The following is a 25,775-nucleotide window of genomic DNA, read 5'->3' on the forward strand; positions in this document are numbered from 1 at the left end:
CCGTGAAGAGACTGCAGGTGGCCACCGTGGTCACACGGTTGGAGGCCGGGGCCGGCATCGTCGCCCTGCGTGGGGCGCAGGCCCTGGACCCGGCCGTGTTCCGGCCGACCGTCATCACCGGCAGCGGCGACCGGCTGCTCGGCCTCGCCGCCGACGCCGGTGTCGAGGTCCTCGTCGTACCCGCGCTGCGCTCGCCGATCGCACCCGCCGACGACCTCACGGCCCTGCGCCGGCTGACCGGCCTGTTCGCCCGGCGCGGCTTCCACATCGTGCACACGCACAGCGCCAAGGCCGGCGCGCTGGGCCGGCTGGCGGCCCACCGGACCGGCGTACCGCGCATCGTCCACACCTTCCACGGGCTGCCCTACCACGAGTTCCAGTCGGCGGCGCGGCGCGGCGCCTACGTGCGCGTCGAGCGCCATGTCGGCCGGTTCACCGACGTGGCCCTGTGCGTGGGTTCCGCCGTCTCCGTCGAGGTGGTGCGGCGCGGCCTGGTGCGCCCCGAGCGCGTGCGGACCATCGGCGTCCCCGTGGACCTGGACGCCCCCGTGCGAACCCCGGCCACCCGGGCGCGCGCCCGCGAGGCGCTCGGCCTGCCCGCGGAGGGAATGGTCGTGGGGGCCGTGGGGCGGCTCTCCTACCAGAAGCACCCCGAGGCCTTCGTCCACGCGCTCGCCGGCCTGCGCCGGCCGGACGTGACGGGCGTGTGGATCGGCGGCGGCGAACTCGCGCGCGACGTCATGGAGTTGGCGGATCGTGAGCGGGCTCCCGTGGTGTTCGCCGGGGAGCGCGCCGACGTACCGGAACTGCTGCCCGCCTTCGACGTGTTCGCGCTCCCGAGCCGGTACGAGGGGCTCCCCGTCGCGATCGTCGAGGCGATGGTGAGCGGCGTGCCCGTCGTGGCCACGGCCGTCAACTCCGTACCGGACGTGGTCGTACCGGGCCGCACCGGGGTGCTCGTGCCCCCGCAACGGCCCGACCTGCTCGCCCGTGCCGTCGCCCACCTGCTGGACCACCCCGGCGAGGCGGCCCGGTTCGCCGCCGAGGCCCGCGCGCGCATCGGCGACGGCTTCGGAACCAAGGCGCTCGGCGAGGAACTGGCCGACGCCTACGCGCCACCGCACGCACCCCAGACCTGACCGTCCCGCACCCGAGGAGTCACCGTGCGCGTCGACATCATCAGCGGACCACAACACGGCCCCGACACCGGCTCCCGGGCCGGCCTGACCGTGTTCGACAGTGCCGCGGCACCCGCCGACCCCGAGCTGCTGGACCGGGTCCGCGAGGGCACCGAGACGGCCGACCTGGCCGCCCCGCCGGTGGTACTGCCGGACTTCTGCCACAAGGGCAAGTCCGAGATGCCGTCCAGCATCGCGGTGGCCACCCGGGGAGCGATCCGGCCCGCCCTGACCGACGCCGCCCTCAACTGCGGGATGGCACTGGCCGCACTGGACGTGCCGAGGCCCTCCGCGAGCGCCGTCGAGGACTTCTACCGGCGGGTCAAGCACCGCTATCCGAACCCGCCGGCCTGGCGGTTCGAACTCTCCCGCGCCGAGGTGCTGCGGGCCGCCGTCGAGGGCGCCGGATTCGCCGCGGAGCGCTTCGGCATCGACGCCGCGGACGTCGAACGGATCGAGGAGTACGGACGGCTGCCCGTCGAGGAGTACGGCGGCGCCGCCCGCGCCCGCCGTGAACTTCCCTGGATCTGTGTGCAGTTGGCCCGGCTGCGGTTCGGCGGCATCGGCCCCAGCACCCACTTCCTGGAACTCCAGGAGGTCGAGGAGGTACTGGAACCGGAGATCGCCGGACGACTCGGCCTGCACCAGGGTCAGGTGACCCTGCAGTACCACAACGGCGGCGGCGTGCTCACCGGCCAGCTCGGGGAGCTGTACGCGCGCCGGCGGGCCGCCTCCCGGCAGCTGCGCGTCGAGATGGCCGTACAGAAGCCCGTCTCGCATCTGCTGCGGGCAGGCAGCAGGGACGAGCTCCGGCGGCGGTACGCGACCTACTTCCAGCACGGCTGCCCGTCCGTGCCGGTCGACGGCGACGACGGCCGACGGGTGCTGCTCGCCCAAAGGCTCGCCATGAACTACGGCTTCGCCTACCGGCTCGCCACCTACGCCTCGCTGTCCGCCTTCGCCCGCCTGGCCTTCGGCGCCTCCCTGCGGCTGGTCGTGGACTCCCCGCACAACTCCGTCTACGAGGAACTCGTCGACGGCAGGCCGGCGTTCGTGCACCGGCACAACGCGGCCCGCGCCTGGACCCCGGACATGCTGCCCGGCCACCCCGCCTTCGCCCGCACCGGCCAGCCGCTGCTGGTGCCCGGCACCAACCGCACCTCCTCCTTCCTCTGCGTGCCCGCCCCGGGCGCCCACCGCAGCCTCTACACCGCCTGCCACGGAACGGGCAGTGTCATCAGCGAGTTCGAGCGCAGCGGCCGCAGCGGACCCGACCCCCGCCACCGGCACACAATGCGCTTCGGCTACGACCGCACCGCGCCCCGCTCCGTGCCCCAGCTCGACGACACCGGCGTGGACGCGGCGGTGGCCATCCTCATCGGCAACAGGCTGGTCCGCCCGGTCGTCCGGCTGCGTCCCTTCGCGGTGCTGTCATGACGAACGCGGCGCTCACGACGACCACGGCCCCCGCCCGGGACCGGATCCGGCGCGCGCTGCTGCCCGCCGGACGGCGCTATGTGGCACTGCCCAGCCGACGGCACCCGGTCGTGATCGCCGAGGACCGGGCGGCGGTGCTCGCCTACGTGCGCGAGACGCTGCTGGCGGTGCCGCCGCCGCTGCCCGTCTGGCTCTACCCGGCCGCCCGCGCCGCGCTGTCCGTTCCGGCGGTACGGCGCTGCGTCCCCCGGCTGACCGTCGGGGCCCGCGGCGACGGCGCACCGGACGAGGTCGGCCGGCTGCTCGGCACGGCCGCTTCCGTGGTGCTGCTGGACCACAGCCACGACCCGGACGCCCGGCTCGTCCTGCTGGTCTTCCCGCCCGGTGCGGCGCTGCCCTCGCTGGCCGTGAAGGTGCCGACCGGGCCCGGCGCGGCGGCGGGCGTCGTCCGCGAGGCGGACCGGCTGCGGGCCGTTGCGGCCCTGCCGCTCGGTGCGGTCCGTGCGACGGTGCCCGCCGTCCTGGCGCTGCTGCGGCACGACGGCCTGCCGGCCCTCGCGACCACCGCCGTGCCGGGCGTGCCCATGCTCGTCGCCTACCACCGGCCCGCGCACCACGCCCGGCCGGCGCCCGTGCGCGCGGACTTCACCGCGGCCGCCCACTGGCTGACCGCCCTCCAGTCGGCCACCGTCCGGGGCGGCGCGTCGCTGGATCTCGCCCCGCACGTGACCGACCTGCTCGGGCCGCGCCTGAACGCCGTCGCCCGGCGCCGACTGGACGCGCTGCGCCTGCGGTTGGGGCGGTACACGGCGCCGCTGACCGCCGTGCACGGGGACTTCTGGCCCGGGAACGTGCTGGTGCGCGACGGCCGGGTCTCCGGCGTGGTCGACTGGGAGCACGCCCGTACCGCCGGCAGCCCGCTCGCCGATCCCGCCCGGTTCGTCGTGGCCTACTGCGAGTACCTGGACCGGCGCACCAGGCCGGGCCGCCGGGTGCCCGGCCATCCGGGGCTGGTCGCCGGGCGGCCGGGGGCGGCCCTGGCCTACGCCCTGGAGGGCAGCGGCTGGTATCCGCGCCTGGTCCGCGGGTTCGTCACCGCGGCCCTGCGCCGCCTCGGCCTGCCCGACGGGTGCGGGCGGGACGTCGTCCTCGCGGAGCTGGCCGCGGTCGCCGCCGAGGCCACGGACCCGGACTTCGCCCTCGCCCAGACGCTGGCCTTCGACCGCCTGATCAGGGAGGAGGCGGCATGACGACCACCATGACCGCGGACCGGCTCCTGCCGTCCGCCTCCCCGTCCACCACCCGGCCGGAGCCGATGCTGCGCACGGCGACGTTCCTCGCCTGCACCGCGTTGTTCTTCCAGCCGATCCTGCGCCCCGCGGGGCCGGGCAACAGCGCACCGGTGGACCTGCTCACCGTGGCCACCGTGGTGGCGACCCTGCTGTGGGCGGCGACCAGCGGCCGCCGGCTCGGTGCCCCGTACGCCGTGGCCATGGCCCTGCTGCTGCTCAGCGGCGCCATCGCGGGCATCGCCGGCCCGCTGCCGGGCACCTCACTGGTGAACCTCGTCAAGGAGGTACTGCTGCTCGCGTGGTGCGTGTCGCTGTACAACCTGGCGCGCCGGCCGGGCGTCCTGCGCCTGTTCACCTCGTCCTTCGCGTACGGGGCCGTGCTCTGGGCGACGGTCCTGGTGGCCGGCACCCTCGCGCACGTCAAAGCCATCGAGGGGATCTCCCCGACGGAGGGCGACCGCAAGCTGTTCACGCTCGGGGACCCCAACTACGCCGCCACGTACTGGGTGGTGTCCGTCTTCGTCGTGTACGCGTCGGGGCGGCCGCGATCCCGGCCGCTGCGCTGCTGGGGCTACGTCGTGCTGGTGTGGGCCCTGCTGCTCAGCCAGTCCAACGGCGGCTTCCTCGAACTCGGCATCGGTCTGGTCTGTCTCGCGCTGTACCGGGCGTACCGCCGCAGCGGCCCCGCCGCCGCGATCGCGGCCGGGCTGGCCGTGGTCCTCGTCGGCGTGGGTCTCGTCACGGCGGCTCCGCTGTCCCACGTGCAGGACCAGGCCCAGTTGTCGCAGAGCACCGAGCTGGTGAACACGCTCGGCCGCAGCGGAGCGAGCACCGATCAGCGCAGTACGCTGCGGCGCGAGAGTCTGCAGCTGTACGAGCATCAGTGGCTGACCGGTTCGGGCCCGGGCACGACGAAACAGCTCCTGACCGACCGGGACTTCGCGTACGCCAAGGAGGCCCACGACGACTACCTCGCGGCCCTCGTCGAACGCGGCCCGCTGGGTGTGATCGCCCTGGTGACGCTGCTGGCCTCGGCGGCCCGGCGGTCCTCCGCGGCGCTGCGCGCCCCGCGCGGCACGGGCTTCGCAGCCCAGCTGCGCCGGCCCGCCGGACTCGTCGCGGCGCTGGTGGGTCTGGCCTTGGCGGGCGCGTACTACGAGGTGCTCCACTTCCGCTTCCTGTGGATGCTGCTCGCGCTGGTCGCCGTACTGGGCTCCGGGCCCGATCCGGACGGGCGGCGGGCCGGCGGGGGTGACGGTCCGCCATGACCGGGAGCGCGGCGCTGGGGCGCCGCAGCATGGCGGGCAACCTGGTGGCCCAGGCCTGCGCGGTGGGCGGGGTCTTCGTCGCCAGTCTGCTGGTCGCCCGGCTGTCCGGACCCGAGGTGCTCGGCGAGTACGCGCTGTTGCGGGTGATGCCCTGGCTGACCGGCGTGGTCGTCAGCTGCGGGCTGCCGCTCGCGTCCGCCTACTTCCTGGCCGGCGGGCGCCGGGACGACCCGCGGCTGCGTCCCACTCTGACGCTGCTCGCCGGCGCCGGGTCGGCCGCGGGCGCGCTGCTGTGGCTGGCCGCCGTTCCGCTGCTGGGCGGCTGGTTCCCCACCGTGCCCCGCTGGCAGCTGGCCCTGCTGGCGGTCACCGTGGTCACCCAGCTGCTCACCGTGTGGGGCAAGGCCTGCTGCCAGGGCCGCACCGACATGCGGGGCGCCAACCTGGTCATCGTCGCGGAGGAGCTGCTGTTCCTGCCGGCGTACGGGGTGGCACTGGGCAGCGGGCTGCGCGGCAGCGACGCCGTGGTCGCCGGGCTGCTCGGCGGCGGAGTGGCCGCGACGCTCACCTCGCTGGGCCGGCTCGCCGGCACCGGGTTCGGGCGCGGCTGGGGCCGGCCGTCGGCTCCGCTGGCCGCCGAGGTGCTGCGCTACGGGGCCCGCGGCCAGCTGGGCAACGTACTGCTGCTGGTCAACCTGCGGCTGGACTTCCTCGTCGTGGGCGCGATCTCCGGGCCCGCCGTGCTGGGGGTGTACGCCGTCGCCTCCAAGTTCGCCGAGCTGATGCGGCTGCCGGCCGTGGCGATGCACTACGTGCTCTATCCGCGGTTCGCACGGGACGGACCGCGGGCGGCCGGCGAGGAGGTGCGCCGCCTGCTGCCGCGGGCGCTGGCGCTGACCGTGGCCCTGGTGCCGCCCCTGGTGGGCGCCTCCGTCCTCCTGCTGCCGCTGCTGTACGGCGAGGCCTTCCGGGGCGCCGTCGTGCCGGCCTGCATCCTGCTGGTGGGTCTCGCCGTCGAGGGCGCGGCGGCCGTGTCCACCGCGTATCTCTTCGGCGTCGGCCGTCCTGGGCTGAACTCCCTGGGCATGGGGGCCGGCGTCGCCGTCACCGTCGTACTGGACCTGCTGCTGATCCCCCGGTTCGGGGCCGTCGGAGCTGCGGTGGCCTCCAGTGCCGCCTACCTGGTCACCACCGTGGTGCTGGTGGCCCTGACCCGTGTCGTGGTCCTGCGCGGTCCCACCGATGCCGACCCGGACACCCGAGCACGCAGGAGGCGTCATGCCCTTCGCATCCGTTCCGTCCTCTTCCGCGGACCGGCCCGGCCGGGTCGTCTTCGTCGGCGCCGTGCACGAGGCCCGGGCGGCGCTGACCGCCCTGCTGGACTCGCCTCTGGTCCGCCTCGCGGCGGTGATCACCCCGCCTGACGAGGACCTGGGCCGGCTGTCGGGGGCGGCCGGACTGGCCGGTCCGGCGCGCGCCGCCGGCGTCCCGCTGCTGCGCGAGAGCGACCTCAACACCCCTGCGACAGTGGCCCGGGTAAGGGCACTGGACCCGGATCTCCTGGTCGTCGTCGGCTGGACCCGGCTGCTGGGGCCCGAACTGCTGTCCGTGCCACGGCACGGCTGCGTCGGCTTCCACGCCTCCCTGCTGCCCCGCCATCGCGGCCGGGCCCCCGTCAACTGGGCGATCCTGCGCGGCGAGTCGGCCACCGGCAACACCATGATGATGCTCGACCCGGGCGCGGACACCGGTGACATCGTCGACCAGCGCACGGTGACCATCGGGCCGGACGACACCTGCGGCACCGTCTACGACCGGGTGGCACTCGCCGGTGCCGAGATGTTGCTGACCCAACTGCCCGCCCTGCTCACCGGCACCGCGCCGCGCCGCCCGCAGAACCCCGGGGAAGGAGATGTGCTGCCCCGCCGTACACCCGGCATGGGAGTCCTCGACTGGGACCGGCCGGCGCCCGCGGTCCACGACTGGGTACGGGCGCTGACGACGCCGTACCCCGGTGCCTTCAGCACGCTGGACGGCGAGCGGGTGATGGTGTGGCGGACCCGTCCGCCCCGTGGCGACGAGCCCTGCGGCCCGCCCGGTTCGGTGCTCGCCGTCGAGCCGTCCGGCGTCCTCGTGGGCACCCATGGCGGCAGCGTCCTGGTCACCGCCATGGGCGGGCCGGGCCGGCCGCCGCAGCCCGCGATCCGCTGGTCCCGGCGAGCCGGTCTGCGGCCCGGCGCGAGGTTCGCGGCGGTGTCTCCCGCCGTGGCCCGCTGGGTGCTGGGCGAGGGCCCGCGGCCCGAGGGGGTGGCCCGGTGAACACCGTGCTCGTGCTGGCGGCGCACCCCGACGACGAACTGCTCGGTGCCGGCGCCACGTTGGCCCGGCACGTCGGGGACGGCGACCTGGTCCATGCCGTGGTACTGACCGAGGGGGCCTCCAGCCGCTACCGGGAGGGCCTCGCCGAGGACCTCGTGAAGTCGGCGCACCGGGCGGCGCAGTTGCTCGGCCTGGCCTCGCTGCAGTTGTGGCCGCTGCCCGACCAGCGACTGGACACACTGCCGCTGATCGACGTGGTGCAGCGGGTGGAGGCCGTGGTGGACGCGCTGCGGCCGGACCTCGTCTACACGCACTTCCCCGGCGACGTGAACACCGATCACGGGGTCGTGGCCCGTGCCGCCTGGACCGCCTGCCGCCCCTATGTGCTGCCCGGGCTGCGCCGGTTCGCCGTGTTCGAGACACCGTCGTCCACGGAGTGGGGGTGGTCGGCCGACCCCCCGTTCACGCCGTCGCTGTACGTCGACGTGAGCGCCACCCTCGACATCAAGATCGAGGCCATGAGCTGCTACGAGACGGAACTGCGGGACGAACCGCACCCGCGCTCGCTGCGGGCGCTGCGCGAACGCGCCGCGTACTGGGGCAGCAGGGTGGGGCGGTCCGCCGCGGAGCCGTTCCAGGTACTTCGGGAGGTGAACTGACCATGCGGGTCCAAGAACGCGAATCCGACGGGAAGCCGCGCGGGGACAGCCGGCTGCGGCGCACGGTGGACATAGTCGTCACACTGGTCCTGTTGCCGGTCCTGTTGGTGCCGATGCTGGTGCTGGCCCTCCTGGTGCGGTGCACCGGACGCGGCCCCGCTCTCTTCCGCCAGTGGCGCGTGGGCCGCGGGCTGCGGCCGTTCGTCATCCTCAAGTTCCGTTCCATGACGGCCGGTGCGGACCGTGCGGGGCCCGCCGTGAGCGGCGCGGCGGACCCCCGTGTGACCCGTGTCGGGCGGTGGCTGCGCAGGACGCACCTCGACGAACTCCCGCAGCTCGTCAATGTGTTGCGTGGTGAGATGACGCTCGTCGGACCGCGTCCCGAGGTCGAGCGGTTCCTGCCGTACTACACGCGGGACGAGCTGGGCCTGCTGGACGTGCGGCCCGGCGTCGTCGGCCCGGGCGCGCTGTACGTGACGCGGCGGGACGGCGAGCTGGGCGGCGCGGCCGGCGCCGAGGAGTGTTACGTGGAGCTGCAGTTGCACACCAAGCTCGCCCTGGACCGGGCGTACCTGTGCGACCGGCGGCTCCGCGCCGACCTGGGGCTGATGGCGCGGGCGGTGTCAATCAGCCGCCGGAAGAGCTCCTGACGCCTCGGCCCGCCTCAAGAGGCCTCGACCCGGTGCCAGATCGCCCGCAGCCCTGGCCCTGTCCACGATCAGCGCGTACTGACCGCGGCGGAACGGCGAGCTGGGCGGTGGCACCGGGTCGAGGCCTCTTGAGATCGCCCGCAGACCGGCCCTGTCCAGGACCAAGCGCGTACGGGCCGCGGCGGGACGGCGAGCTGGGCGGCGCGGCCGGCGCCGAGGAGCGTTACGTGGAACTGCAGTTGATGGCGCGGGCTGTATCGGTCAGCGGGCGGAAGAGCTCGCGACCGCCTCGGCCCGGCTCAAGAGGCTCGACCCGATGCCAGATCGCCCGCAGACCGGCCCTGTCCACGATCAGCGCGTACGGGCCCCGGCGGAACGGCGAGCTGGGCGGCGCGGCCGGCGCCGAGGAGCGTTACGTGGAACTGCAGTTGCACACCAACTCGCCCTGGACCGGGCGTACCTGTGCGACCGGCGGCTCCGCAGCGACCTGGGGTTGATGGCGCGGGCGGTGTCAATCAGCCGGCGGAAGAGCTCCTGACGCCTCGGCCGGCCCGGCGCTCAAGAGGCCTCGACCCGGTGCCAGATCGCCCGCAGCCCGGCCCTGTCCAGGATCAGCGCGTACTGGCCGCGGATCATCTCCGAGCGGACGATCGGCGCGGTGGCGAACCGGGCGTGGGAGGCGTCCAGGTGCCGCAGACCGAGCACGAGATCGCGCAGATCCCCGTTGGACATCCGGTCGTCGACGCTCACGGTGCGGGTGATCGCGTCGAGGATGCGGGCGGTGCCGAGCGGGTTGGTGAGCCGGGCCTTGGCCCGCATCTCACCGACCAGGCTGCGCAGGTACTGCTGCTGGTGCTTGATCCGGTCCAGCTCGCCGCCGGGCACACCGTGACGCTGGCGGACGTAGGCCAGCGCCTGCTCGCCGTGCATCACCTGGGTGCCGGCCGTGAAGTGCACCTGCAGCACCGGGTCGTAGGAGTCCTCGGGGACGGTGATGCGGACGCCGCCGACGGCGTCGGTGAGGCGGCGGAAGCCGTGCCAGTCGATGACGCCGAAGTGGTCGACGCGGACCCCGGTGAGGTTCTCCACGGTCTGGATGAGCAGCGGCGGGCCGCCCCAGGAGAACGCGGCGTTGACCTTCGCCGAGCCGTGTCCGGGGATGGGCACCCAGCTGTCGCGGGGTATCGACATCGTGTAGACGACGCGCTCGTCGGCGCCGAGGCGGACCAGCATGAGGGTGTCGCTGCGCTGGGCGCCGTAGCGCCACAGCCGGGTGGTGGCCTGGGTGCCGGTGGTCGGCCGCGTGGAGCGGCTGTCGACCCCGGCCAGCAGGAAGGTGGTGGCGCCGTGGTCGGCGGTGGGTGCGGGCGGGCGGGGGCCGCTGGGGAAGGCGTCCGGGATGCGGGTGACCTGGTCGCCATAGTGGTTGGTGCCCCACCACAGGGCGCCCGCACCGAGGCCCAGCACGGCGAGCAGCACGACCGACACGCACACCAGCAGTCTGCGCAACAACCGGTGGCGGGACCGCGTGTCCGCCTTGGGGCTAGGCCTCGGCGGCCAAGGGGGCCACGGGCCGGGCGGAGGCATCAGAAGTCGTCCGGATACGGCTCGGACAGGGCGGTGCGGGCGAGCTCGGCCGACTCCGCCGCGGGGAACCCGGGCAGCAGCCCGGCGAGGGCGCGGCGTACCTCGTCGGTGTCGTTGCGCTCCGCCGCCGCGTAGAGGGCGGGGAGTCGGCGGGCGAGGGCGGGCGGGTGGGCGACGGGGGTGGCGGCGAGGATGCGCGGGTGGGTGGTGGTGGTGTGCTTCTCCTGGGCGCAGAACAGGGTCTCGTTGAGCTTCTCGCCGGGCCTGAGGCCGGTGAAGCGGATGTCGACGTCGGGTACGTGGACGGAGCGGGCGAACTTGCGGACGAGGTCGACGATGCGCACCGGTCCGCTCATGTCCAGCACGAACACCTCGCCGCCATGAGCCATGCGCGCCGCCTCCAGGACCAGGCCGACGGCCTCCTCGACGGTCATGAAGAACCGGGTCACGTCGGGGTGGGTGACGGTCACCGGGGAGCCGGTGCCCAGTTGTTCGGCCACGACCGACAGCAGGGAACCGCGACTGCCGAGGACGTTGCCGAAACGCACGGCCGAGAAGACGGTGCCGGGCGGGGCGTCCTGCTGGCTGTTCTGGACGACGAGTTCGGCCAGCCGTTTGGTCGCGCCGAGCACGGAGACCGGGTCTGCGGCCTTGTCGGTGGAGATCAGCACGAAACGCGCGGTGCCCGCGGCGGCCGCGGCACGGACGAGGTTCTCGGTGCCCCGCACATTGGTCTTCACGCCTTCGCCGGGGTGCAGTTCGAGCAGCGGCAGGTGCTTGTGGGCGGCGGCGTGGAAGACGACCTCCGGGCGCAGTTCCCGGAAGACCTGGTCGATACGGGGGCGGTCGCGGATGTCGGAGATGACGATGTCGTCGCAGCGCAGCGCGTCGCCGTAGAGCTCCAGCTGCAGCCGGTGCAGGTTGGACTCGTCGTGGTCGAGCAGGTACAGCCTGCTGGGGCCGAACGCCCGCACCTGGTGGCAGAGTTCGCTGCCGATCGAGCCACCGGCCCCGGTGACCAGCACGCGTCGTCCGGTGACGGTGGAGCGGGCCTCGGGGCTGACCACGTGCACCTCCGCGCGCCCGATCAGTTCGTGGACGTCCAGGGAGCGCATGTCGCTGCCGACCACGTCACGGCGGAGTGCGGCGATGAAGGACGGCAGGTAGCGCACGCTGGCGCCGGCGGCCTCGGCGGCCCGTGCGACGCGGCGGAAGCGGGCGGGACGCAGGCCTGGGATGGCGACCACCACCGCCTCGATCCTGTGCTGCAGCACCGTCGTGCCGGTGTCGTCGAGTTCGCCGAGGACGGGCAGGTCCCCGTTGGTGCGGGGGCGGTGTTTGGTCAGGTCGTCGTCGAGGAAGCCGACGGGGTCGAGCCCGAACTCCGGGGTGCGGGCCAGGTCGCGGGCGAGCGCCCGGCCCGCCTCGCCCGCGCCGACGACGAGGGTGCGCAGGCCGCCCGGCCGCCGTGGCCAGGCCGGCCGGGCGGGGGCGATGGTCGCGTATCGGTGGAGCTCGGCGCAGACCTGGTCGACGGCCTCTTCTTCGAGGGACGGGTGCAGGGGCAGGGAGAGCAGCTGCGGGAACAGCGCGTCCGCCCCGGGCAGGCCGCCCGGCGGAACGGTCGCCGTGCCGCGGAAGAACGGCAGCCGGTGCAGCGGCACGAAGTGGACGGAGGTGCCGATGCCGCGCTCGCCGAGCCGGTCGATCAGCTCGTCCCGCTCGGTTCCGTAGTCCTCGGTCACCCGCACCACCTGAAGGTGCCGGGCGTGCCGTCCTGGCGTGGCGGACCCGAGGGCCTGGAGTCCCGGCACGACCGCCAGCGCGGCCTCGTAGCGGGCGGCCAGGTCGTGGCGGCGCCGTTGCCAGTCGTCGAGGTGGCGCAGCTGGGCGCGGCCGACGGCGGCCTGCACGTCGGTCATGTTGGCCTTGAGACCGGCTTCCTCGACCGTGTAACGCCAGCTCCCGCCGGGGAGGTTGCGCCGCCAGGCGTCGGCCGACATGCCGTGCAGCCGGGTACGTCGGATGCACTCGGCGATGTCGGGGTCGTCGGTGGTGACCATGCCGCCTTCGCCGATGGGCAGGTTCTTGGTGGCGTAGAAGCTGAAGCAGGTCGCGCGTGAGAGAGCGCCGACGGGGCGGTCGCCCACCGAGGTGCCCAGAGCGTGCGCGGCGTCCTCCACGACGCGGGTGAGGGGCAGTCTCGCGGCCTCGGCCAGTTCGGCCACCGGCGCCGGGGCGCCCGCGTAGTGCAGCACCATCATGGCCTGGGGCTGTCCGCACGACCGGGTGGCCTCGGCGACCGTGGCGGGCGTGGCCATGGCGGTACGGGGGTCCACGTCGACCAGCACGGGGTGCAGTCCGGCGTGCAGGACCGCCTGGGCGGCCCCGCAGAACGTCATCGCGGGCACCAGCACGGTCCCGCCGGGCGGCAGCCGAAGGGCGCGCAGGGCGAGTTCGAGGGCGGCCGTGCACGAACTCACGGCGACCGCGTGCCCGGCGCCGACGTAGGCCGCGAACTCCTCCTCGAAGAGTTGCGTCTCGCGGCCCGTGGTCACCCAGCCCGAGGCGAGTACGCGCTGTACGGCTTCGCGGGCGTCGGGGCTGATCCACGTCGTGGCGAAGGGTACCTCCGACGCCGGGAGCCGCTGCGGTTGCACTGTCATGTCCTTGCTCCCCACTTCGGCCTCTCCTTCGGAAAGGAGAGGCGACACGCCGGCCGAAAGCCCACGTGACGCGTGCGCGAAATGCGTATATTTACGACGTATACGTACACATTGCGCCGTGAAGGGTCCCGAGTCAACACAGAAGCGGGACACTGGGTGCACGGATCGCCTGGGAGGCAGGCCATGGCCAAGGAGCAGGCCGCGCGCAGGACGGGCGCGGAGACCGGAGCGGGTCCGGCACGGCGCGCGAGCGACCGGGGCCGCTACGGGCGGCTGAGCCGGGAGCGGGTGCTGGCCAGTGCCCTGGAGCTGGTGGACCGCGAGGGCCTGTCGGCGCTGAGCATGCGGCGGCTGGGCGCCGAGCTCGGCGTGGAGGCGATGGCCCTGTACCGGTACGCGGCCGGCAAGGAGGTCCTCCTGGACGGGCTGGTGGAGGCCCTCTACCTGGAGCTGGCGGAACGGCTGGCCGCCGGTCCGGTCGCGAGCGCGGAGTCCGCCTGGCGCACCGAACTCCACCGCATCGCCCGCGCCACCTACGAGGTGTGTCTGGCGCATCCCCATGTCGTCCCGTTGCTCACGACCCGCATGCTGGCGGTGCCCCTGGCCCGCCGTCCGCTGGCCGTGCTGAAGGACCACGAGCGGGTGCTCGACCTGCTGCGGCGGGCGGGCCTCGACGACGCCGGTACGGCCGCCCTATTCCGGGCCTTCACCGCCTGGCTGCTCGGCTATGTGTCCGTCGAGCTGCGGCCGATGGTCGACAACCCGGACGAGGAGGACCCCGCGTTCCGCCTCGGCCTGCACCGCATGCCGCCCCAGGATCTGCCGGGACTGCGGCGGGCCGCCCCGGCGCTCACCGAACAGGGCGGACCCGAGGGACTGGCCCTCGGGCTGGACGCCCTGCTCGACCGGTTCATGCGGGCCGCGGAGGAACAGACGTCCTCGTGACAGACCGGACGGCCCGCACCGAGGGGTGCGGGCCGACGACCGGGACGGGCCGGATCAGGCGGGGCGGAAGGTCGCGGCGACGGCGTACCAGTCGGACGCGGTGGCCAGGCCGAACCGCGCGTTCTGGGTGCCGGCCGCGCTGGAGAGGATGCCCTCGATCACGCACGACCTGCTGCCGTTGTACACCTCCAGGGTGAAGGGCACTCCCTGGCTGCTGCCCGGGGTGACCGTCAGCGGCTGGCCGCCCGTGATCATCCCGCCGAAGACCAGCTCACCGCCGGGAATCGCCGCGGTGGACCCGGAGTCCACGGAGGTGCCGGCCCCGCGCCCGACCGCCGTCTGGTCGAGAGCGTTGGACGTGGCCACTCCGGAGTACTCGGCGACCGCGCTCGGCAGGTAGGTCGCGGTGGAGGCGCTCAGGGTCACGGTCAGCGAGGTCGCCGCGCGCGTGTTCTGCACGTAGTACAGCGCGATGTCCCCGCCGCCGTTGTTGAAGTGCTCCGAGGCGGGCGCCCGGGTCCAGGCCCCGTTGACGTTGTCCGAGACCTGTACCTGCCCCTGGGCGTCGTACTGGGCGAACCAGCCGACCAGGAGGTGGCCGGCGCCCACCGGGGACGGCAGGGTGAGCGTGGCCGACGTCGCCCTCGTGCCCGGCGAGTCTGCGGCCCCCTGCACGAACGCCGGCGCGGAGGTCGGTGTCGTCACCTGGATGGCTGTGGCCCGGGCGGAGTGGTTGCCGGCGCCGTCGAAGGCGTCGACGGTGTAGCTGTACGTCTGGCCGCCGGCGACCGTGGTGTCGGTGTACGAGGTCGTGGTGGGCCCCGGTGTCGCGATCGCGACACCGTCCCGGTACACGGTGTAGCCGGTCACGGCCACGTTGTCGGTCGAGGGGGACCAGGCGAGGCTGACGCTCGTCGAGGACACGCTGGTGGCGCGCAGGTCGGTCGGGGTGGTCGGGGGCTGCGAGTCCGAGGTGGCGGGCCGGAAGGTCGCGACGACCGCGTACCAGTCGGACGAGTTGGCGAGGGTGGCCCGGCCGTTCTGCGGCCCGGCCGTCGCCGAGGTGATGTCCTCCTCGAAGGCCGAGCCCGAACCGGTGCGCGCCCGCTGGGTGTAGGCGACCCCGCCGCTCGACCCCGGGGTGACGTTGCCCGGCGAGCTGCCGGTCACCAGTGCGGAGTAGACCAGTTCGCCGGCGGCCACCGCGGCCGTGGGGCCGGTGTCCACGGACGTGCCCACGCCTCGGTTGGAGACGACGGCGTCGAGGGGGCCGGCGACCGCGACCCCGGAGTACTCGGCGAGCGAGCCCTGGAGGTAGGCGGGGGCGTTGGCCGACACGGTGACGGTCACCCCGCCCGGGGCGGCCTTGGCGTTCTGCAGGTAGTAGAGGGCGATGTCACCGGTGTCGTTCTGGAAGGCGGTCGACCCCGGAGCCCGGGTCCAGGCGCCGTTGACGTTGTCCGAGACATGCACCTGTCCGGCCGCGTTGTACTCGGCGAACCAGCCGACGAGGAGATCGCCGGACCCCACGCTCCCGGTGAGGGCGACCGGGAGGGAGGACACCCGGCCCCCGGTGGAGAACGCCCTGCCCTGCACGAAGGCCGGCGTGGCCGCCTGGGCCGCGGTCGGCAGGGCGACGAGCGAGGCCATGGCGAGGGCCACGGCGACGGCACACCTGGAGACGACGCGCGGAACGAGCCGGGAAAGGGTTCTCGAGACGAATCTGGAAACGGCGGACGGCAGTCTTCGGCATGGTGGCACGGCTGGTTCACGTCCTTCGCACGAGCGGTACACGGGACGCGTCACAGGGTGGCGGGCGGCCCGTCCGGACCGGAGCAGCCGCACCGTCCGGCGGGACAACTTCCGCCCGGCGGGTGAATTCGGCCCGACCTGGCCTAACGTACGAAGAGATCACCATCTGCCCGGGAGCCCTCATGACCGGTAGCCGTCGCAAGAGATCCGTCGAAGCCGTCGATGCCATCGAGCCGCCGGGCAACATCGACGTGGTGGCCGCCGTGGTGGCGGTGACGGTGCTGGTGGAGGTGCTCAGCAACCTGTCCGGGTCCGAGGTGTGGCTGCTCGGGCTGCTGGTGTTCCTGCCGGGTACGGCCTCGGCGCTGTGCACGGTGGTGCAGACCGCGTTCGTCGCCGCCTGGACCGCCCTGGTCGTCACCGCCACCGTGGTGCTACGGGCTCCCCTCGACGGGCACTGGCTCGACCGGGTGCTGCTCGTCCTGTTCACCCTCGGCCTGGGCGGGATCTCGGTCTACGCCTGCCACCGCCGCGTCGGACGCGAGCGCGAGATGCTGCGGCTGCGCTCCACCGCCGCCGCCATGCAGCGGCACATCCTGCACCCCCTGCCCCTGGTCACCGACGACGTCCTGGTCAACGGCGTCTACGAACCCGTCCAGGAGGACCGCCTCGTGGGCGGGGACATCTACGACGTCGTCGCCTCGCCCTTCGGCACCCGGGTGCTGATCGGCGATGTGCAGGGCAAGGGCCTGGCCGCCGTCGGCGCCGCCTTCGCCGTCATCGGCGCCTTCCGCGAGGCCGCCCACCGCGAGCCGACCCTCACCGCGCTCGTGGACGCCCTGGACGCCGCCGTCGTACGCCACAACTCCTATGCCGAGCAGACGGGTGAGGACGAGCGGTTCGTCACCGCCCTCATCCTCGGCATCGACGCGGAGCAGGAGGCACAGATCGTCAACTGCGGGCATGTCCCGCCGCTGCTGATGCACGACGGGCTCGTCACCGCGCCGCCGCTCGACACGGGCGTCCCTCTCGGCCTCGCCGAACTCGCCGTGGTACCGACCACGGTCGACTGGTTCGACTTCCGGGCCGGCTCCACCCTGTTGCTGACCACCGACGGGCTCACGGAGACCCGGGCCGACGACGGCACCTTCTACCCGCTCGACGAGCGCCTGTCGAAGCACCTCGGCCTCTCCCCCACCGAACTGCCCCGCGCCCTGTACGAGGACGCCCTCGCCTTCAGCGGCGAGGACCGCAGACAGGACGACATCGCCATCCTCACCGTCCGCCGCGCGACCCACCGCTGAACGGACGCCCCTCGATTCCCACTCGGGTTCGAGAGGGCACCTGGCACCACTGGTCATGAGCATCACTAGTCTTGACACCTGAGACAACCATTCGGTCGTCCCGAGGGGAGGGAGTGCCCCGAGGGCCGGCCGAGGTCGCCGATGCCAGGGTCCGCTCCCCGGGCTGCGGTGATCTTCCTGACCAGGAGGACCCTCCCGCATGTTCCGACGTATTGGCAATGTCGTCGTCCGACATCCCGTCTGGACGATCGTGGCATGGCTGATCGCCGCGGTGGCGATCGTCGCCACCGCTCCGAGCCTGCCGTCCAGCAGTGACGAGAGCAGTTTTCTGCCGAAGAGTTACGAATCGATCAAGGCCGCGGACCTCCAGGCGAAGGCGTTCCCCAGCGCCTTCACCCCGTCCGCCATCGCGCTGTACCAGCGCACCGACGGCGGCAAGCTGACCGCCGCCGACAAGCAGGACGTCGTCCGGATCACCAAAGAACTGGGCGACAAGCACATCGACCAGGTGCAGAAGGTCGTCCCGGGCCGGCCGTCGCAGGACGGCAGGTACACCCTGACCCTGGTCCAGATGGACAGCAAGAACGCCGGCCAGCCCAAGCAGGCCGACGCCGCCAAGGTGTTGCGCGACGACGTCAAGCAACTGGTCAGGGGCACCGACCTGGAGGTCGGACTGGGCGGCTCCGCCGCGCAGGCACTCGACCAGCAGGACTCGTCCAAGCGCGGCGAGGCACTGATCGGCATCGGCACCTTCGTGATCATTCTGGTGACGCTGCTGATCATCTTCCGGGCGCCGATCCTGGCCGTCCTGCCACTGTTCCTGATCGGCCTGGTGTCCGCCATCGCCAACGGGCTGATCGCCTACGCGACAAAGCTGTTCGACCTCCAGGCGAACAGCTCCATCTCGTCGATCCTGATCGTCGTGCTGTTCGGCGTGGGCACGGACTACTTCCTGTTCCTGATGTTCCGCTACCGCGAACGGCTGCGAACGGGGGACGAACCGAAGCAGGCCATGGTCAACGCGGTCGGCCGGGTCGGTGAGGCCATCGCCTCGGCCGCCGGCGCGGTCATCATCGCCTTCTTCGCGCTGGTGCTGTCGACGCTGGGCTTCCTCAAGCAGATGGGCCCGGCGCTCGCCATCGCGGTCACCGTCACCCTGCTCGCCGCCCTGACCCTGATCCCGGCGGTGGTCTCGCTGATCGGGCCCAAGGTGTTCTGGCCGTCGAAGTCCTGGCAGCGCGAACCGGAGAACGCCCGGTTCGCCGCGCTGGGGCGCGGGGTGGAACGCCGTCCGGCGCTGACCGCCGCGGTCTCCGGCCTCGTCCTGGTCGCGCTGTCGCTCGGCACGCTCGGCTTCAACGCCACGTTCGACCTGGCCGCGGGCTCCATGCCCAAGACCAAGGAGTCGATGGTCGTCCAGGACGAGATGCAGAAGGCGTACTCGGCGGGCGCCGCCGCCCCCACCGACGTCTATCTCTCCAGCACCGACGGCAAGCCGCTGGACAAGGGCACCTTCGACGCGTACGCCAGGCAGCTCGGCGCCGTGGACGGCGTCGCGAACGCCCGGATGACACAGGTGAACAAGGCCGGCACCACCGCGGACTTCACCGTCACGCTCAAGTACGAGGCCTCCACGGACAAGGCGCTGGACGCGGTGGGCAAGGTCCGCGACGTCGCGCACGCCGACGCTCCCGACGGCACGAAGGCCCTGGTCGGCGGCATGTCCTCGATCTACAAGGACATCGACGCGGCGGTCACCCACGACTACCGGACGGTCTTCCCCGTCGCCGCCCTGCTGATCATGGTGATCCTGGGTCTGCTGCTGCGCAGCGTGGTCGCCCCCTGGTACCTGATCGCCTCCGTGGGCCTCGGTTTCGGTGCCACGCTCGGCGCCACGGTGTGGATCTTCCAGGAGGCGCAGGGCAAGTCGGGGCTGATGTTCATGCTCCCGGTGATCATGTATCTCTTCGTGGTCGCCATCGGCACGGACTACAACATCCTGATGATCGCCCGGTTGCGGGAGGAGGCCCGCGAGGGCCGCGAACCGCGCGAGGCGGCCGGCATGGCGCTCCGGCACGCCGGTCCCACCGTGGCCGCGGCCGGCTTCATCCTGGCGGCCACGTTCGCCACGATGATGCTGGCGGGCAACGCGCTGCTCACGGAGATGGGCTTCGCGGTCTCCTTCGGTATCGCGGTCGCCGCCTTCGTGATGGCGATGTTCTTCACGCCGAGCCTGACCGCGCTCATCGGCCACGCGGCGTGGTGGCCCGGTCACGCGGACCGGGCGGAGCCGGTGGCGGTCTCCGGCGCCGGGCACGCCGGCGCGATGCCGGTCTCCGGTGACCGCCGGGACACGGTCGGCCAGGACTCGGCGGGGCGGCGCGGCTAGCGTGCCGCCCACCGGCTGACACGGCCTCAGGGGCCGGGCATCATCCGCGCGGTGGTGCCCGGCCGAGGTCGCTCCCGGTCCGTGAACACGACGAAGCCCCCGAACCGACAGGTTCGGGGGCTTTCGATGTCCTGAGACATCGTGACCGTCGGGACGACAGGATTTGAACCTGCGACCCCTTGACCCCCAGTCAAGTGCGCTACCAAGCTGCGCCACGTCCCGGTGCGCTTTCCGCGGTGAACCGCGTGATCGCGCGAACAGCACTTTACCTCACGTGGGGGGCGGGGCCGAAAGGGGGCACCGGGCGCGCGACAATCGGCGTATGGGCAGCACTTCCTCAGGACGGCCGGTGGACGCGCGGGACCGGGACGGCGAGGGGCGGGCGCGCAACGCCCGGCCCAGGGACGGCCTCGGGCGGCCGCTGCCCTATGGGGCGGCCGGTGTGGCCCGGCAGCCCGAGGGGGTCGTGCGCACGCCGGAGGAGACCGTCGTCGAGGCGCAGACGCTGCTGGCCGAGGGCAAGCCCTTCCACGCGCACGAGGTCTTCGAGGACGCCTGGAAGTCGGGCCCCGAGGAGGAACGTCAACTGTGGCGCGGCCTCGCCCAGCTCGCCGTCGGCCTCACCCACTCGGCCCGCGGGAACGTCACGGGCGGCGCCCGGCTGCTACGGAGGGGAGCCGGAGCCGTGTCGGCCTGGGCGGCGGACTCGCGGCGCCGACAGCCGTACGGGATGGATCTGGCGGGGCTGTCCGCCTGGGCGCGGGAGCTGGCGGACACCGTGGAGCGGGGCGGGGCGGCCGTCGACGCGGCGGAGCGGGCGCCACGGCTTCGGGGGCAGGCCGGCGTCTGACGCACCGCAAGCCGTTCCTCCCCGGGCCCGGACGCGGTGTCCGGGCCGTCGGTGGCGTGCGGCAGACTCGGGGGGTGCGAAAGATTCATGTCATCGGTATCGGCGCGGGCGACCCAGACCAGCTCACCCTGCAGGCGGTCAAGGCGCTGCGGAGCACGGACGTGTTCTTCGTCCTGGACAAGGGCGAGGTGAAGAGCGACCTCACCGGGCTCCGCCGGGACATGCTCGACGCGCACATGCCCGAGGGGGCGTCGTACCGGATCGTCGAGGCCCGCGATCCGGAGCGGGACCGGCGGGCGGGCGGCTCGGCGTACTCCCCCGCCGTCGGGGACTGGCGCAGCGCCCGGGCCGGCATCTACGAGCGGCTGATCGCCGAGGAACTGGGCGAGGGGCAGAGCGGGGCGTTCCTGGTCTGGGGCGACCCGGCGCTCTACGACAGCACGATCGCCATCCTGGAGGAGGTCCTGGAGCGGGGCGCCGTGGCCTTCGAGTACGACGTGGTGCCGGGCATCAGCAGTGTCTCGGCGCTCGTCGCCCGGCACCGCACGGGCCTGAACCGGGTCGCCCGCCCGGTCCAGATCACCACCGGGCGGCGGCTCGCGGAGGGCTTCCCGGAGGGCGTGGACGACGTGGTGGTGATGCTGGACGCCCACCAGGCCTTCCGGGGGTACGCGGACCAGGACATCGACATCTACTGGGGCGCGTACATCGGCACCCCGGACGAGATCCTCGTCTCCGGTCCGATCGCCGAGGCCGCTCCGCGGATCGAGCGGCTGCGCGCCGAGGCGCGCGAGCGCAAGGGCTGGATCATGGACACGTACCTGCTGCGGCGCCACCCCGGGCAACGGTAGTCCTCGCGGCCCCCCGGACCGGTGCTCGGGGCCGCCCGTACGACGGTGTCAGGGCCACCCGGGCGGACCGGTTCGGCGACCCGTTCGGTCGCAAGGTGGTCTTCCAGGTCTCGGCGGTCGTGTTCATCACCGGCTCGTTCCTGTGCGGTCTGGCGACGAACATGTCGCTGCTGATCGCCTGGCGGGCGATGCAGGGCGTCGGCGCGGGCGGGCTGATGGTGACGGCCATGGCGTTGATCGCCGACGTCATCCCGCTGCGGGAGCTCGAGCGGCACGGGCTGAGCGCCGCCCGTTCCCTCGGCGAGTCACGGCGAGTCGAGTCCCAGCCACGCCAGCACCTGCGCCACGTCCGTCGCCACGCCCACCCCGTCCGGCAGCGGCGGACGGGCCACCATCACGACCGGCAGGCGGAGCCGGCGGGCCGCCGTCAGCTTCGCGGCCGTCGCCGCTCCCCCGCTGTCCTTGGTCACCAGGACGTCGATCAGGTACTCGCGCAGCAGCGTCAGCTCGTCGGCGACGGTGAACGGGCCGCGGGCCAGCAGGACTTCGGTGTGCGGGGGCATGGGGGGTTCGGGGGGATCGACCGAGCGCACCACGAAGTGACGGTCCGCCAGATGAGCGAAGTGGGACAGTCCCATGCGTCCCGTGGTCAGGAACACCCGGGGCCCGAAGCGCGGCAGCAGGTCCGCCGCCTCACTGAGGGACGCGACGGTGTGCCAGCGGTCCTCGGGGTCCGGCCGCCAGCCCGGGCGGCGCAGTACGACGGCCCGTACGCCGGTCGCCCCGGCCGCGCGTGCCGCGTTGGCCGTGATCGCCTCGGCGAAGGGGTGGGTGGCGTCGACCAGCGCATCCACGCGCTGCTCGCGCAGCCAGTCGGCCAGCCCCTCGGCTCCGCCGAAACCTCCGACGCGTACTTCCCCGGCCAGCGGCCCCGGCCGCGTCACCCGCCCCGCGAGAGAGGTGGTGACGCGCAGACCGGGGCGGGCCACGAGCGCGGCGGCGAGTTCACGGGCCTCGGCGGTACCACCGAGGATCAGCACGTGGGGGGACATGGGGTGAGCGTACGAGGCCGACCGGGAGGAACGCCGTGCAGGGCGGCCCCAGGCGGGGCCGCCCTGCACGTTCGGTGCCCGCGTCAGCCCTGGCGGGCCTTGAAACGCGGCTCCTTCTTGTTGATCACGAAGACCGTGCCGCGCCTGCGGACCACCTGGGCGCCGGGCCTGGCCTTCAGCGAGCGCAGTGACTTGCGCACCTTCATCGTGCTGCCTTCCTCGTACGGCCGTAGCGGCGCTCGAAGCGCTCGACTCGGCCGGCGGTGTCCACAACCCGCTGGTTGCCGGTGTAGAAGGGGTGGCTGGCCGAGGAGATCTCGACGTCGATCAGCGGGTAGGTGTTGCCGTCCCGCCACTCGATCGTGCGCGGCGAGTCGGCGGTGGAGCGGGTCAGGAACGCGACGTCCGCGGCGCGGTCACGGAAGACGACGAGCCGGGAGTCGGGATGAATGCGGGGCTTCACGGGGTTTCCCTCCTTGGGAGCGGCCTGGGGCGGGCGGTCTTCGTTCAGCGGGTCTCGCGGAACTCGACGTGCTGCCCGGCGACCGGGTCGTACTTGCGCAGAACCATCCGGTCGGGCTGGTTCTGACGGTTCTTGCGGGTCACGTAGGTGACGCCGGTTCCGGCCGTCGACCTCAGCGTGACGACGGGGCGCGCCTTGCTGCGAGCCATGGGGTCCTCCCTTCGCCCACGCCACGGATCTTTGATCCGAGCATGTCAATCACATGCGGTGTAACGCGGTACCCCCTCGCCGCATTCCCGGGTTCGACGGAGCGATTTCAGCGCAGCAGGAGTTGCAGCCCGCCCACGATCGTCGCGGCGATGACCAGCTGCTCGAAGAGGCGCTGGTTGATCCGGTTCACAGCCCATTTGCCGAACAACGCACCAGGTACGACGAACACCGCGAGCGCGGCGTCGAGGAGCAGCGAGCGGCCGTCGATCAGGCCGAGGCCCGCGCTGAAGGGCACCTTGGAGACGTTGACGATCAGGAAGAAGAACGCCGAGGTGCCGAGGAAGCCGAGCTTGCGGAAGCCCGCGGACAGCAGATACATCGACATCACCGGGCCGCCCGCGTTGGCGACCATGGTGGTGAAACCGCCCAGGACGCCGTAGGAACGGGCCTTCGCCCGCCCGGCCCTGCTGGTCACCGAGTCCGGCTCCTCGTCCGCCTCGGCCGTGCGCCGGCGCCAGACGGTCACTCCCGCCATCAGCAGCAAGATCGCGCCGATCGACGTCCGCACGATGCCGTCGTCCGCCCACATCAGGAACAGCGTGCCGACCACCACGCCCGCGGCCACCGCGGGGAACAGCCGCCACAGGGTGGGCCAGTGGGCGTGCCGGCGGTAGGTGACCACGGCGAGGACGTCGCCGACGATCAGGACCGGCAGGAGTACGCCGGTGGAGGCGCGGGCGGGCAGGACCGCGGCGAAGATGGCGAGGCTCACCGTGTTGGCCCCGCTCACGGCGGTCTTGGAGAAGCCGACGAGGAGGGCCGCGAAGGCCAGGGCGGCGAACTCCCAGCCGGTTATGTGCCAGAGCGTCATCGTGTTCATGCGGGGACCGATGCTATGTGCAGACAACCGGTCCTTGTAAGCACCGTCTCGGTGGGTGACCCTCTGAGGGTTTGCAGCCCTCAGGCCCCCGCTTTCCGCCCTGAACGGGCCTCGTCCTCAAACGCCGGACGGGCTGAAGCACGGAAAGCCTCGCCCACGCAGCTGGAGGAGACATGGTCGACGCACGGGAGCACGTCGTGACCGGAGGTCGCGGAGAGGTCCGGGTCCGTGAGTGGCCGGCGCCGCGGCCCCGGTACGTCGCTCTGGTCGTGCACGGGTACGGGGAGCACATCGGGCGGTACGAGGAGCTGGCCGGTGTGCTGGTGGAGCACGGGGCCGCCGTGTTCGGGCCGGATCACATGGGGCACGGCAGGTCGGCGGGCGAGCGGGTGCTGATCGAGGACTTCGAGGAGGTGGTCGGCGACCTGCACGCCGTGGCCGAGCTCGCGCGGGGGACGTACCCCGGTGTGCCGGTCGTGGTCGTCGGGCACTCGATGGGCGGGCTGATCGCGGCCCGCTACGCCCAGCGCCATGGCGACGGACTCGCCGCGCTGGTGCTCTCGGGTCCGGTGATCGGCGCCTGGGAGCTGCCGGGGAGGCTGCTCGCCCTCGACGAGATCCCGGACACGCCGATCAGTCCGGCGGCGCTGTCCCGGGATCCCGCGGTCGGGGCGGCGTACGCGGCGGATCCGCTGGTGTGGCACGGGCCGATGAAGCGGCCCACGCTCGAGGCGTTCGCCCGCACCCTGGCGGCCGTGGCCGAGGGCGGCGACGTCGGCCGGCTGCCTCTTCTGTGGCTGCACGGCGACGACGACCGGCTCGTGCCGCTCGCCGGGAGCCGTGTCGGGGTCGAGCGGCTGAGCGGGGGCCGTCACACCGAGCGGATCTACCGTGGCGCCCGGCACGAGGTCTTCCACGAGACCGACAGGGCCGAGGTGTTCGCGGATCTGACGCGGTTCCTCGACGGGGCGCTCGCCGGCTTCGAAGGCTGACCCGGACGGTGTGCGTGGTGTTTGCACGGGATGCGGCCGGGCACCCGGTCGAGGAGCCGTTGCACGCTGCGACCTGCGAGGACGTACGCGGCACGGTTTCGTATCGACATCGACGACGCGAGGAGGAGCACTCCATGACCGTGGTGAAGAGCACGCTTCCCGAACCGGCGCGCAAGGTGACCGGGGAAGCCCTCCAGGACACTCTCGTGGATCTTCTCGGGCTCTCACTGATCGGGAAGCAGGCGCACTGGAACATCGTGGGGCCGCGTTTCCGCTCGATCCACCTGCAGCTCGACGAGGTCGTGACCACCGCCCGTACCCACGCCGACACCGTGGCGGAGCGCTCCGCGGCGCTCGGTCTGCCGCCGGACGGCCGGCCGGAGACGATCGCGGCCGACTTCGGGCTGCCCGGCCCCAAGGAGGGCTGGGTGCGCGACACCGACGTCGTGCAGGTGATGGTGGAGGCGCTGGAGGCCGCGATCGGGCGGCTGCGCAAACACATCGCCGCGACCGACGAGCCGGACCCGGTCACCCAGGACCTGCTGATCGCGATCACCGCCGACCTGGAGAAGCAGCGGTGGATGTTCGAGGCGGAGAACTTCCCGAACGAGAAGTGACCGGCCGGCAGACCTGACCGCCCGCCGACCCCACCGGCCGGCCCGCGGCCGGAACACGCACGTACCGAAAGGGGCACGCGATGACCGACGCCCTCGAACTCGACGCGCTGTGGGAGGACTTCCACCGCGTGGTGAACATGACCTCGCAGGAGCTGGCGGCCTGGCTCCGGGTGAGCGACGCCGACGAGCTGACGGAGCCGCTGCCCGAACACGCGGGCACGCCCACCGGACAGCACGTCCTGGCGATCCTGCAGAAGCGGCGCACCGACCTCACCGACGACGACATCCGGGTCATGCACGAGGTGGTCGACACCGTGGAGGAACAGACCGACCTGGAGAACGAGCCCGCGGCCGAGGACACCCGCCGCCGGCACCTGCTGATGACGATCGGCCACGACCCGCTCAGGCCGTGAG

The 25,775-nt window shown here is 72.9% G+C and carries 25 protein-coding genes, 1 tRNA gene and 1 pseudogene; 18 read left to right on the plus strand and 9 right to left on the minus strand.

Annotated elements, in window-relative coordinates; genetic code table 11:
- The first annotated feature begins 2 nt into the window (after positions 1–2).
- The 9 genes from ACQF4J_RS09210 (at position 3) to ACQF4J_RS09250 (ending at position 9,300) form a co-directional block, all read left to right on the plus strand.
- Positions 3–1,139 carry a glycosyltransferase gene (locus tag ACQF4J_RS09210; RefSeq protein ID WP_427165444.1) on the plus strand — a complete coding sequence of 379 codons (1,137 nt, stop codon included), beginning with the start codon at positions 3–5 and terminating at the stop codon, positions 1,137–1,139.
- Positions 1,140–1,163: 24 nt separating this feature from the next.
- Entirely contained in the window at positions 1,164–2,615 is a 1,452-nt protein-coding gene (locus tag ACQF4J_RS09215) for an RtcB family protein (protein WP_427165445.1), read from the plus strand.
- On the plus strand, positions 2,612–3,865 hold the full coding sequence (locus ACQF4J_RS09220) for a phosphotransferase family protein (RefSeq protein ID WP_427165446.1): 1,254 nt from the start codon (positions 2,612–2,614) through the stop codon (positions 3,863–3,865). Before ACQF4J_RS09215 ends, ACQF4J_RS09220 begins: the two co-directional genes overlap by 4 nt.
- Complete coding sequence (locus ACQF4J_RS09225; RefSeq protein WP_427165447.1) at positions 3,862–5,175, plus strand: O-antigen ligase family protein; 1,314 nt, start codon at positions 3,862–3,864, stop codon at positions 5,173–5,175. The genes ACQF4J_RS09220 and ACQF4J_RS09225 overlap by 4 nt, the downstream gene beginning before the upstream one ends.
- A complete protein-coding gene (locus ACQF4J_RS09230; RefSeq protein WP_351803819.1) occupies positions 5,172–6,599 on the plus strand; it encodes a lipopolysaccharide biosynthesis protein in 1,428 nt (475 codons plus the stop codon). The genes ACQF4J_RS09225 and ACQF4J_RS09230 overlap by 4 nt, the downstream gene beginning before the upstream one ends.
- On the plus strand, positions 6,520–7,494 hold the full coding sequence (locus ACQF4J_RS09235; RefSeq protein WP_351803817.1) for a methionyl-tRNA formyltransferase: 975 nt from the start codon (positions 6,520–6,522) through the stop codon (positions 7,492–7,494). Before ACQF4J_RS09230 ends, ACQF4J_RS09235 begins: the two co-directional genes overlap by 80 nt.
- Complete coding sequence (locus tag ACQF4J_RS09240; RefSeq protein ID WP_351576735.1) at positions 7,491–8,153, plus strand: PIG-L deacetylase family protein; 663 nt, start codon at positions 7,491–7,493, stop codon at positions 8,151–8,153. Before ACQF4J_RS09235 ends, ACQF4J_RS09240 begins: the two co-directional genes overlap by 4 nt.
- A gap of 2 nt (positions 8,154–8,155) precedes the next feature.
- Entirely contained in the window at positions 8,156–8,803 is a 648-nt protein-coding gene (locus ACQF4J_RS09245) for a sugar transferase (protein WP_351803815.1), read from the plus strand.
- 227 nt (positions 8,804–9,030) lie between these two features.
- Positions 9,031–9,300, plus strand: coding sequence for a hypothetical protein (locus tag ACQF4J_RS09250; protein ID WP_427165448.1), 270 nt, complete (start codon positions 9,031–9,033; stop codon positions 9,298–9,300).
- A 61-nt stretch (positions 9,301–9,361) separates the two neighbouring features.
- Here the strand turns inward: ACQF4J_RS09250 and ACQF4J_RS09255 are convergent, their stop codons facing one another.
- Entirely contained in the window at positions 9,362–10,315 is a 954-nt protein-coding gene (locus ACQF4J_RS09255) for an LCP family protein (RefSeq protein WP_427165449.1), read from the minus strand.
- A gap of 74 nt (positions 10,316–10,389) precedes the next feature.
- Positions 10,390–13,056 (minus strand): DegT/DnrJ/EryC1/StrS family aminotransferase, encoded by a 2,667-nt coding sequence (locus tag ACQF4J_RS09260; protein ID WP_351585041.1) that lies wholly within the window; start codon positions 13,054–13,056, stop codon positions 10,390–10,392.
- A 183-nt stretch (positions 13,057–13,239) separates the two neighbouring features.
- On the opposite strand from ACQF4J_RS09260, the gene ACQF4J_RS09265 reads away from it, so the two are divergent.
- Positions 13,240–14,001, plus strand: coding sequence for a TetR/AcrR family transcriptional regulator (locus ACQF4J_RS09265; protein WP_427165450.1), 762 nt, complete (start codon positions 13,240–13,242; stop codon positions 13,999–14,001).
- A gap of 54 nt (positions 14,002–14,055) precedes the next feature.
- Here the strand turns inward: ACQF4J_RS09265 and ACQF4J_RS09270 are convergent, their stop codons facing one another.
- The gene (locus ACQF4J_RS09270) at positions 14,056–15,663 is read right to left on the minus strand and encodes a fibronectin type III domain-containing protein (protein ID WP_427165451.1); all 1,608 of its coding nucleotides are present in this window, start codon (positions 15,661–15,663) and stop codon (positions 14,056–14,058) included.
- A gap of 272 nt (positions 15,664–15,935) precedes the next feature.
- Between ACQF4J_RS09270 and ACQF4J_RS09275 the strand changes: the two genes are divergently transcribed.
- Together ACQF4J_RS09275 and ACQF4J_RS09280 are read left to right on the plus strand one after the other, a co-directional pair.
- Complete coding sequence (locus ACQF4J_RS09275; RefSeq protein ID WP_351804432.1) at positions 15,936–17,057, plus strand: PP2C family protein-serine/threonine phosphatase; 1,122 nt, start codon at positions 15,936–15,938, stop codon at positions 17,055–17,057.
- Between the two features lie 199 nt (positions 17,058–17,256).
- Positions 17,257–19,446 carry an MMPL family transporter gene (locus ACQF4J_RS09280; RefSeq protein WP_351573550.1) on the plus strand — a complete coding sequence of 730 codons (2,190 nt, stop codon included), beginning with the start codon at positions 17,257–17,259 and terminating at the stop codon, positions 19,444–19,446.
- Positions 19,447–19,594: 148 nt separating this feature from the next.
- On the opposite strand, the gene ACQF4J_RS09285 is transcribed toward ACQF4J_RS09280, so the two are convergent.
- Positions 19,595–19,668, minus strand: a tRNA-Pro gene (locus ACQF4J_RS09285).
- A 100-nt stretch (positions 19,669–19,768) separates the two neighbouring features.
- On the opposite strand from ACQF4J_RS09285, the gene ACQF4J_RS09290 reads away from it, so the two are divergent.
- From ACQF4J_RS09290 to ACQF4J_RS09300, 3 genes and pseudogenes are all read left to right on the plus strand, one after another.
- Positions 19,769–20,296: a DUF309 domain-containing protein gene (locus ACQF4J_RS09290; protein WP_351573547.1), complete on the plus strand. Its 528-nt coding sequence runs from the start codon at positions 19,769–19,771 to the stop codon at positions 20,294–20,296.
- A 74-nt stretch (positions 20,297–20,370) separates the two neighbouring features.
- Positions 20,371–21,147 (plus strand): precorrin-6A synthase (deacetylating), encoded by a 777-nt coding sequence (gene cobF / locus ACQF4J_RS09295; protein ID WP_351573544.1) that lies wholly within the window; start codon positions 20,371–20,373, stop codon positions 21,145–21,147.
- Positions 21,148–21,215: 68 nt separating this feature from the next.
- Positions 21,216–21,410, plus strand: a pseudogene (locus tag ACQF4J_RS09300) (MFS transporter); the annotation flags it as partial.
- A gap of 42 nt (positions 21,411–21,452) precedes the next feature.
- On the opposite strand, the gene ACQF4J_RS09305 reads toward ACQF4J_RS09300, so the two are convergent.
- From ACQF4J_RS09305 to ACQF4J_RS09325, 5 genes are all read right to left on the minus strand, one after another.
- Positions 21,453–22,199: a cobalt-precorrin-6A reductase gene (locus tag ACQF4J_RS09305; RefSeq protein WP_427165452.1), complete on the minus strand. Its 747-nt coding sequence runs from the start codon at positions 22,197–22,199 to the stop codon at positions 21,453–21,455.
- 83 nt (positions 22,200–22,282) lie between these two features.
- A complete protein-coding gene (gene ykgO / locus ACQF4J_RS09310) occupies positions 22,283–22,405 on the minus strand; it encodes a type B 50S ribosomal protein L36 (protein ID WP_351573538.1) in 123 nt (40 codons plus the stop codon).
- Positions 22,402–22,662 carry a type B 50S ribosomal protein L31 gene (locus tag ACQF4J_RS09315; RefSeq protein WP_351573535.1) on the minus strand — a complete coding sequence of 87 codons (261 nt, stop codon included), beginning with the start codon at positions 22,660–22,662 and terminating at the stop codon, positions 22,402–22,404. The genes ykgO and ACQF4J_RS09315 overlap by 4 nt, the downstream gene beginning before the upstream one ends.
- Positions 22,663–22,706: 44 nt before the next feature.
- The gene (gene rpmG, locus ACQF4J_RS09320; RefSeq protein ID WP_142144673.1) at positions 22,707–22,871 is read right to left on the minus strand and encodes a 50S ribosomal protein L33; all 165 of its coding nucleotides are present in this window, start codon (positions 22,869–22,871) and stop codon (positions 22,707–22,709) included.
- Positions 22,872–22,978: 107 nt separating this feature from the next.
- A complete protein-coding gene (locus ACQF4J_RS09325) occupies positions 22,979–23,752 on the minus strand; it encodes a sulfite exporter TauE/SafE family protein (protein ID WP_351573532.1) in 774 nt (257 codons plus the stop codon).
- 173 nt (positions 23,753–23,925) lie between these two features.
- On the opposite strand from ACQF4J_RS09325, the gene ACQF4J_RS09330 reads away from it, so the two are divergent.
- The 3 genes from ACQF4J_RS09330 (at position 23,926) to ACQF4J_RS09340 (ending at position 25,774) form a co-directional block, all read left to right on the plus strand.
- Positions 23,926–24,744: an alpha/beta fold hydrolase gene (locus tag ACQF4J_RS09330; protein ID WP_351804436.1), complete on the plus strand. Its 819-nt coding sequence runs from the start codon at positions 23,926–23,928 to the stop codon at positions 24,742–24,744.
- Positions 24,745–24,878: 134 nt separating this feature from the next.
- On the plus strand, positions 24,879–25,361 hold the full coding sequence (locus tag ACQF4J_RS09335) for a Dps family protein (protein WP_351804438.1): 483 nt from the start codon (positions 24,879–24,881) through the stop codon (positions 25,359–25,361).
- 80 nt (positions 25,362–25,441) lie between these two features.
- The gene (locus ACQF4J_RS09340) at positions 25,442–25,774 is read left to right on the plus strand and encodes a DUF3140 domain-containing protein (protein ID WP_351573523.1); all 333 of its coding nucleotides are present in this window, start codon (positions 25,442–25,444) and stop codon (positions 25,772–25,774) included.
- Position 25,775: the final 1 nt, after the last annotated feature.

It is taken from the genome of Streptomyces sp. C1-1, from assembly GCF_050214755.1.
Classification (GTDB): domain Bacteria; phylum Actinomycetota; class Actinomycetes; order Streptomycetales; family Streptomycetaceae; genus Streptomyces.